This window comes from bacterium (genome assembly GCA_020440705.1).
In the GTDB taxonomy this organism is placed as follows: domain Bacteria; phylum Krumholzibacteriota; class Krumholzibacteriia; order LZORAL124-64-63; family LZORAL124-64-63; genus JAGRNP01.
The window spans coordinates 1-8744 of sequence record JAGRNP010000139.1 but is presented as its reverse complement, the minus strand read 5'-3'; the positions used below and the strand labels follow the sequence as shown (position 1 = coordinate 8744).

At 70.4% G+C, this 8744-nt stretch carries 8 protein-coding genes; all 8 read right to left on the bottom strand.

Going from position 1 to position 8744, the window contains the following annotated elements; all coding sequences use genetic code 11:
* The coding region (locus tag KDM41_15635) for a ketose-bisphosphate aldolase (GenBank protein MCB1184860.1) at positions 1-664 on the bottom strand (664 nt) is incomplete at its 3' end.
* A 28-nt stretch (positions 665-692) separates the two neighbouring features.
* Positions 693-1898 carry a phosphoglycerate kinase gene (locus KDM41_15630; protein ID MCB1184859.1) on the bottom strand — a complete coding sequence of 402 codons (1206 nt, stop codon included), beginning with the start codon at positions 1896-1898 and terminating at the stop codon, positions 693-695.
* 58 nt (positions 1899-1956) lie between these two features.
* Positions 1957-2967, bottom strand: a complete 1011-nt coding sequence (gene gap, locus KDM41_15625) for a type I glyceraldehyde-3-phosphate dehydrogenase (protein MCB1184858.1) — start codon at positions 2965-2967, stop codon at positions 1957-1959.
* A gap of 144 nt (positions 2968-3111) precedes the next feature.
* A complete protein-coding gene (gene tkt, locus KDM41_15620) occupies positions 3112-5157 on the bottom strand; it encodes a transketolase (protein MCB1184857.1) in 2046 nt (681 codons plus the stop codon).
* A 16-nt stretch (positions 5158-5173) separates the two neighbouring features.
* Positions 5174-6052 carry a phosphoribulokinase gene (locus KDM41_15615; GenBank protein MCB1184856.1) on the bottom strand — a complete coding sequence of 293 codons (879 nt, stop codon included), beginning with the start codon at positions 6050-6052 and terminating at the stop codon, positions 5174-5176.
* Positions 6053-6064: 12 nt separating this feature from the next.
* Positions 6065-7153 (bottom strand): class 1 fructose-bisphosphatase, encoded by a 1089-nt coding sequence (locus KDM41_15610; protein MCB1184855.1) that lies wholly within the window; start codon positions 7151-7153, stop codon positions 6065-6067.
* A gap of 59 nt (positions 7154-7212) precedes the next feature.
* Positions 7213-8211, bottom strand: a complete 999-nt coding sequence (gene cbbX, locus KDM41_15605) for a CbbX protein (GenBank protein MCB1184854.1) — start codon at positions 8209-8211, stop codon at positions 7213-7215.
* A 70-nt stretch (positions 8212-8281) separates the two neighbouring features.
* On the bottom strand, positions 8282-8707 hold the full coding sequence (locus KDM41_15600; GenBank protein MCB1184853.1) for a ribulose bisphosphate carboxylase small subunit: 426 nt from the start codon (positions 8705-8707) through the stop codon (positions 8282-8284).
* Positions 8708-8744: the final 37 nt, after the last annotated feature.

The following is an 8744-nucleotide window of genomic DNA, read 5'->3' as shown; positions in this document are numbered from 1 at the left end:
CGTGGATGGCGCGGATGCGGTCGATGGCGAGGATGTCGCCGGTGGGCGGGCGGGTGAACTTGTAGGCGCCGTGGCTGGTCCCGATCGCGACGGCCAGCGCGTCCACCCCGGTGGCGGCGACGAAGTCGGCGGCCTCGGAGGGGTCGGTCAGCAGCTGGCTGTGGTCCAGCGTGCCTTCGGCGCCGACGCCGTCTTCCTCGCCGGCCTGGCCGGTCTCGAGGGAGCCGAGGCAGCCCAGCTCGCCCTCGACGCTGACGCCCACGGCGTGGGCCATCTCGACCACCCGGCGGGTGACGTCGACGTTGTAGTCGAAGCTCGCCGGGGTCTTCATGTCCTCGCGCAGGGAGCCGTCCATCATGACGCTGGTGAAGCCGGAGCGGATCGACTGCTGGCAGACCGCCGGGCTGGCACCGTGGTCCTGGTGCATGCAGATCGGGATGTCCGGGTGCTGCTCGACGGCCGCCTCGACGAGGTGGCGCAGGTAGGGCTCGCCGGCGTAGCTGCGGGCGCCGGCCGAGGCCTGCAGGATCACCGGGCTGGCGGTGGCCTCGGCGGCCGCCATGATGGCCTGGATCTGCTCCATGTTGTTGATGTTGAAGGCCGGCACGCCGTAGCCGTGCTCGGCAGCGTGGTCCAGCAGTTGCCTGAGGGCGATCATTGCCATGGTGGGTCTCCTTGTCTGGGGTCGGGGGTCAGGCGGCGGCGCGGGCCGGGTCCTGCTTGTGGCGGACCAGGGCGGCGACGGCGGGCAGCTCGCGGCCCTCGAGGAACTCGAGGAAGGCGCCGCCGCCGGTCGAGACGTAGTCGATCCGGTCGGTGACGCCGAAGGCCGCGATGGCCGCCAGGGTGTCGCCGCCGCCGGCGATCGAGAAGCCGGGGCTGCCGGCGATGGCGCTGGCGAGGGCGCGGGTGCCGCCGGCGAAGGGGCCCATCTCGAAGACGCCGAGGGGGCCGTTCCAGACGATGGTGCCGCTGCCGCCGAGCAGGTCGGCCAGCTCGGCCTGGCTGTCCGGGCCGATGTCGAGGATCATCCGGCCAGCCGGCACCGCGTCGATGCCGCACACGGTGATGTTCGCGGTTTCGCTGAAGGCGTCGGCGCAGACCACGTCGCGGGGCAGCCACAGCCGTCCGCCGCGGGCCGCGAGGCGGTGCATGATGCGGCTCGCCGCCTCGATGAGGTCCGCCTCGTAGAGCGAGTTGCCGACCGAGAAACCGCGCGCGGCGATGAAGGTGTTGGCGATGCCGCCGCCGACGATCATCAGGTCCACCTTGTCCGCCAGGCGCTCCAGCACGGCCAGCTTGGTGGACACCTTGGAGCCGCCGACGATGGCCGCCAGCGGGCGGGCCGGCGCGGCGAGGGCGCGACCCAGGGCGTCCAGCTCGGCCGCCAGCAGCGGGCCGGCGCAGGCGACGGGCATCGCGGCGGGCAGGGCCGAGAGGGTGCACTCCTTGCGGTGGGCGGTGCCGAAGGCCTCGTTCACATAGATGTCCACCGCGGCGGCGATGCGCTCGGCCAGCGCCGGATCGTCGGCCTTCTCGCCGACGTTGCCGCGGCAGTTCTCGAGCAGCACGGCCTGGCCGGGCATCATCGGGAAGCGCCCGTCGGCCCACTCGGTGACCAGCGGCACCGGCCGCCCGAGCAGCTCGGAGAGGCGGTCGGAGACTGGCGCGAGGGAGTCCTCGCGGGCGAGCCGGCCTTCCGTCGGCCGGCCCAGGTGGGAGGTGATCGCCAGCGAGGCGCCGGCGTCGAGGACGTGGCGGATGCCGGGCAGCGTGGCGCGGATGCGGCTGTCGTCGGCGATGCCGCCCTCGGGGGTCAGGGGCACGTTGAAGTCGGCGCGCATGAAGACGCGCTTGCCGGCCAGGTCCAGGTCCTCGAGACGCAGGAAGTCCGGCATCGTGTCGTCGCGACCGGCGGGGCCGGTCGCCAGCGGGGTCGGCTGGGTCGGGCTCATGTCAGATCGCCTCCATCATCGCCACGGTGGTGTCGAGCATGCGGTTCGAGAAGCCCCACTCGTTGTCGTACCAGGAGGTCACCTTGACCAGGTTGTGGTCGACGCGGGTCAGGGTGGCGTCCTGGATGCTGGAGTGGGGGTTGTGGTTGAAGTCGCAGGACACCAGCGGCAGTTCATTGACTGCCAGCACGCCGGCCAGGCGGCCGCGGGCCGCTTCGCGCACGAGGTTGTTCACCTCCTCGGCGGTGGTGTTGCGGCTGGCGATGAAGGTGAAGTCGGTGAAGCTGACGTTGGGGGTCGGCACGCGGATCGCGAAGCCGTCGAGCCGGCCGGCCAGCTCGGGCAGCACCAGCCCGACCGCGGCGGCGGCACCGGTCTTGGTGGGGATCAGCGACTGGGTGGCGCTACGGGCGCGGCGCAGGTCCTCGTGATAGACGTCGGTCAGGACCTGGTCGTTGGTGTAGGAGTGCACCGTGATCATCTGGCCGCGCACGATGCCCAGCGGGCCGTGCAGGGCGTGGACCAGCGGGGCGAGGCAATTGGTGGTGCAGCTGGCGTTCGACACCACCCGGTGGGACGAGGACAGGGTGCCGTGGTTAACGCCATACACCACGGTCGCGTCCACATCGGCGGCGCCGGGGGCCGACAGCAGCACCCGGGCGGCACCGGCCTCGAGGTGGGCCGAGGCCTTGGCCTTGCTGTTGAAGCGGCCGGTGCATTCCAGCACCACGTCGACACCCAGCTCGCGCCACGGCAGTCTGGCGGGGTCCCGCTCGGCGGTGACGCGGATCGGCTTGCCGGCGACGGTCAGCGTGTCGCCGTCGACGTCCACGTCGTGGGGAAAGGGGCCGTGGACGCTGTCGTAGCGGGTCAGGTGGGCGTTGGTCTGGGGGCTGCCCAGGTCGTTGATCGCGACGATCTCGATGGGGTGCGACTGTCCCCCCTCGAAATGGGCGCGCAGGACGTTACGGCCGATGCGACCGTAGCCGTTGATGGCGACGCGGATGCTCATGGTGATTGTCTCCGGTTCTCTCTGAAAATGTCGATCGAATAAGAAGGCGGCTCGCGCACGGACAAGGTAATGAACCCGGCCGGAGGAGGGAGCAACGGCGAGGTCCCCGGGGAAGACGGGACCCGGCGCGGCCGCACGAAATCGTCAGGGGTTCGCGATGGCGCGGGCCGCATCGGCGACCCGCTCGGGGGTCATCGCGAAGAAGGCCGCCAGGTCGCCGGCCGGCGCCGATTCGCCGAAGCGCTCGATGCCGACCACGGCCGCCCGCGGCGCGCCGGCGAGGGTCTTCCACCACAGGTCGGGCTGGCTTGCCTCGACCGCGACGCGGGGCAGCGCCGGGGGCAGCACCGCGTCGCGCCAGGCGGCGTCCTGTCGCTCGAAGGCGGCGGTGCAGGGCATCGAGACCACCCGTGTCGGGATGCCGTCGGCTTCCAGCCGCTCGGCGGCGGCGACCGCCAGCGAGACCTCGGAACCGGTGCCGATCAGCACCACCCGGGCGCTGCCGCCGCCCGCTTCGCGCAGGACGTAGCCGCCACGGGCGATCTCGCCCAGGCGCTCGTCGTCGCGGGGCTGGTGGGGCAGGTTCTGGCGCGAGCAGGCGAGCAGGCTGGGGCCGTCGCCGCGATTGACCGCGGCGATCCACGCGGCCTGGGTCTCGACCGCGTCGCAGGGCCGCCAGACGTCCAGGCCGGGAATCAGGCGCAGGCTCGGCAGATGCTCGATCGGCTGGTGGGTCGGGCCGTCCTCGCCCAGGCCGATGGAGTCGTGGGTCATCACGTAGATCACCCGCTGGCGCATCAGGGCGCTCATCCGGATCGCGTTGCGGGCGTAGTCCGAGAAGGTCAGGAAGGTGGCGCAGAAGGGCAGCAGGCCGCCATGCAGGGCCATGCCGTTGCAGGCCGCGGCCATGCCGAACTCGCGCACGCCCCAGCTGATGTGGCGGCCGGGGTGGTCGGCCGTCATGCGGCCGCAGTCGGGCCAGTCGGTGAGGTTGGAGTGGGTCAGGTCGGCAGAGCCGCCGATCAGCTCGGGCAGCGCCCGCGCCACGCGGCCGATGGCCTGCTGGCTGGCCTTGCGGGTGGCGGGGCTGGCGGCCTCGTTGTTCACCGCCTTGAGGAGCGCGCGGCAGAGCACATCGAAGCCGATCGGCAGCGCGCCGCCCATGCGCCGCTCGAACTCGGCGGCGGCCTCCGGGCAATGCTGGCGGTAGGTGGCGAGGCGGGCCTGCCAGTCGGTGCGGGCGGCCGCGCCCCGTGCGCGGGCATCGAAGGCGTCACGCACATCGTCGGGGATTTCGAAGGGCCCGTGGGGCCAGCCCAGCGCCTGGCGGGTGGCGGCGATCTCCTCGGCGCCGAGGGGGGCGCCATGGATGCCGGCGGTGCCGGCCCGCGCTGGGCTGCCCTTGCCGATGGTCGTGCGGCAGCAGATCAGGGTCGGGCCGGCGTCCTTCTCGGCATTGGCGAGGGCCTCGCGGATGGCCCGGTCGAGGGCCTCCACGTCGTGGCCATCGACCGCCTCGACCACGTTCCAGCCATAGGCGCGGAAGCGGGCCGGGGTGTCGTCGCAGAACCAGCCGGACACCTCGCCGTCGATCGAGATGCGGTTGTCGTCCCACAAGGCGATCAGCTTGGACAGACGCTGCACGCCGGCGATGCCGGCCGCCTCGTGGCTGACCCCTTCCATCAGGCAGCCGTCGCCGAGGAAGACCCAGGTGCGATGGTCGACGATGTTCGCTTCCGGGCGGTTGAACTCGGCCGCCAGCTGCTTCTCGGCCATCGCCATGCCGACCGCGTTGGCCAGGCCCTGGCCGAGGGGGCCGGTGGTGGTCTCGACGCCGGGGGTCAGGCCGACCTCGGGGTGGCCCGGGGTCTTGCTATGGAGCTGGCGAAAGCGCCGCAGCTCGTCTATCGGCAGGTCGTAGCCGGCCAGGTGCAGCAGGCCGTAGATCAGCATCGAGCCGTGCCCGTTGGACAGCACGAAGCGGTCGCGGTCGGCCCAGGACGGGTCCGCCGGGTCGTGCTTCAGGTGGCGCGTCCACAGCGCCACGGCGATCTCGGCCATGCCCATCGGCATGCCGGGGTGGCCGGACTTGGCGGCCTCGACGGCATCGATGGCGAGAAATCGCAGGGCATTGGCGCAGCGGGCGTCCAGGGCGGCCTGGTCGGCGTGGGCTTCGACGGGCATGTTCATGGGGCGGGTCTCCGGATCACATCAACTTGCGGCGGCGCTCCATCAGGCGCCAGATGAACGGGGTGAAGATCAGCTGCATGGCCAGTTCCATCTTCCCGCCGGGCACGACGATGGTGTTCGCGCGGCTCATGAAGCTGTCGTGGACCATGTTCAGCAGGTAGGCGAAGTCGATGCCCTTGGGGTTGGCGAAGCGGATCACCACCATCGACTCGTCCGCGGTCGGGATTTCCCGCGCGATGAAGGGGTTGGAGGTGTCCACCATCGGCACCCGCTGGAAGTTCACGTGGGTGCGGGAGAACTGGGGCACGATGTAGTGCACGTAGTCGTGCATCCGCCGCAGGATCGTGTCGGTGACCGCCTCGGTGGAGTAGCCGCGGGTCTTCTTGTCCCGGTGCAGCTTCTGGATCCACTCCAGATTCACCACCGGCACCACGCCGATCAGCAGGTCGGTGTGGCGCGAGACGTCGATCTCGCCATGCTTGACGGCGCCGTGCAGGCCCTCGTAGAACAGCATGTCGGTGTTGGCGGGCAGTTCCTCCCACGGCGTGAAGGTGCCTGGCTCCTGGCCATAGGGCTCGGCCTCGGCGTGGTCGTGGAGGTACTTGCGGCGGCGGCCGCGGCCGGTCTCGCCGTATTCGCGGAAGAGCTGCTCCAGCTCGCCGAAGAGGTTGGCCTCGTGGCCGAAGTGGCTGAAGTGGGAGAGCTTGCCGTCGGATTCGGCGTCCTTCAGCTTCTGGCGCATCGCGAGGCGGTCGTAGGCGTGGAAGCTGTCGCCTTCGATCACCGCGGCGGTGACGTCCTCGCGGCGGAAGATTTCTTCGAAGGTGCGCTGCACGGTGCTGGTGCCGGCGCCGGAGGAGCCGGTGATGGCCACGATCGGGTGACGTTCTGACATGGTCCTGGCTCCTTACTGGATGATCGCTTCGTCGCGGAACAGCGAGCGCTCGTGGAAGAGCGGCATGCCGTGGTCGGTGCCGCCCATCGGCAGGTCGTTGTGGTAGCGCTCGATCCGCTCCACCTCCTCGCGGGAGCCGAAGACGAAGCCGATGCGCTGGTGCAGGGACTCGGGCTGCACCTCGAGCACCGGACGGGCGCCGGTGCTGGCGCGCCCGCCCGCCTGCTCGACGATGAAGCCGATCGGGTTGGCCTCGTAGAGCAGGCGCAGACGCCCCGGCTTGGCCGGATCCTTCTGGTCGCGGGGGTACATGAAGACGCCGCCGCGCATCAGGATGCGGTGGGTCTCGGCCACCAGCGAGGCGATCCAGCGCATGTTGAAGTCCTCGCCCCGGGGGCCGCTGCGGCCGGCCAGGCATTCGTTCACGTAGCGGCGGATCGGCGCCTCCCAGAAGCGCGCGTTGGAGGCATTGATCGCGAACTCCCGCGTCTGATGCGGGATCTGCAGGTCCGGATGGGTGAGGAAGAAGTCCCCCAGCATCGGATTGAAGGTGAAGCCGACGACACCGCGCCCGACCGTCAGCACCAGCATCGTCGAGGGGCCGTAGATGGCGTAGCCGGCAGCCACCTGCTCGGTGCCGGGCTGGAGGAAGTCCTCGGGCGTGGCCGGGTTGTTGTCCGTCTTGGCCCGCAGGATCGAGAAGATCGAGCCGACCGAGACATTCACGTCGATGTTTGAGGAGCCGTCCAGCGGGTCGAAGGCCAGCAGGTACTTGCCGTGCATCTTGCCTTCGGGCAGCGGAATCGGATCCTCGTTCTCCTCCGAGATCATGCCGGCCAGGCCGCCGCCCCAGTGGGTGGCGCGCAGGAACATCTGGTCGGCGATGACGTCGAGCTTCTTCTGCTTCTCGCCCTGCACGTTCTCGGCGCCATGGTCGCCGAGCATGTCGGCCAGGGCGCCGTGGGCGACCGCCCGGGAGATGGCCTTGCAGGCCTGGGCGACCTGCAGGATCAGGGCGTTGAGGGCGCCGGTGGCGTCCGGGTGGGTGCGGCGTTGCTCGATCAGGTATTCGGTCAGGGTCTGACGCTCGATGCTGAACATGGTGTGTCTCCAGTCGCTGCTCGTGTAGTTTTGTTATGTCTCTCTGCTGCGGTCAGGGGTCAGTAGTCGCCCCGCTCGCTGACCCGCTCCGGGTCGTAGATGTCGGCCGCTACCCCCTGGGGCTCCGGCTCGACGGGTTCCTGGAAATGGCGGCTGGCGCGGACGTCGGCCTCGGTGATCAGGGTCAGGGCCGACTCGTCGACCACCTCGCCGCACTCGAACAGGCGCAGCGCCTGGCGCAGCCGCATCCGGTCCAGCGCGTTGCGGATCGAGCGGGCGTTGGCGAAGCCGGGCTTGGCGCGGCGAAGCGACACGTACTCGGCGAAGGCGCTGCGGCCGCCCGCGTCGAAGCGGTAGTTCCACTGGGCCAGCATGCGGTCGCCGATCTCCGAGAGCTCGACGTTGCTGTAGTCGGGGAAATCCACGTGGTGGGCGATGCGCGACTTCATGCCCGGGTTGGACTCGAAGAAGCGCTCCATCCGGTCGGCGTAGCCGGCCAGGATCACGACCAGGTCGTCGCGCTGGTTCTCCATCACCTGGAGCAGGATCTCGATGGCCTCCTGGCCATAGTCCCGCTCGTTCTCCGGCCGGTAGAGGTAGTAGGCCTCGTCAATGAACAGCACGCCGCCCATGGCCCGCTTCAGCACGTCCTTGGTCTTGGGGGCGGTGTGGCCGATGTACTGGCCCACCAGGTCGTCCCGGGTCACGGCAACGACATGGCCGCGACGGCAGAAGCCCAGGCGCTGCAGGATCTCTGCCATGCGCATCGCGACGGTGGTCTTGCCCGTACCGGGGTTGCCGGAAAAGCTCATGTGCAGCGAGGGCGGAGTGGCCGAGAGGCCGCGGCGCTGCCGCACCCGGTCCACCAGCAGCAGGGCGGCGATCTCGCGCACCCGGCGCTTGACCGGCTCGAGTCCGACGAGGTCCCGGTCGAGGGCATCCAGCACCTCGCCGATGCCCGCGTCGCGGAACTCGGCGGCCAGGTCGACCGGGCCGCTCTCGGGCGCTTCGGTGGCTTCGGCAGGCGTGGCGAGGGCCTGCCTCGGGTCGGCATTCATGTCTCGTCTCCTGTGGTCGGTGGGGCAGGGCGGCCCGGTGGGCCGCCGCTGCGGTGGGCGCGTCCGGGGATCAGCGCGGGTAGCGCTGGCCCTCGGGCTGGCGCGCGACCGCGTAGCTCTCCAGCGTGTAGCGGAGGTTGCGGCCGGCGCATTCCTCGCGCTTGAGGCGGAAGCCGGGCTCGGTGCTCGGGCGCTGGACGATGAAGGACAGCCGCACCGTCTCCCAGCCCTTGGTGGAGTCGAAGGCGTTGATGCGGATGTAGTGCTCCGGGTTGGCGTCGCGGCAGGCGTTGAGTTCCTGGACGACGCCGGCCGGGTCCTGCAGGTCGAACATCGGCAGGCCCCACATCTGCCAGTAGGTGTTGCGGGGGTGCGGATCGTCGGTGTACTCGAGGGCCACGGCCCAGCCCTGCTGCAGGCAGTACTCGACCTGCTTGCCGATCTGCGCGTCGGTCAGGTCCGGCAGGAAGGAAAATGCGCCTTGCGTGATTCTCATCTTGGGTCTCCTGGATGCTGTCGTTGTCGCGGGGGCG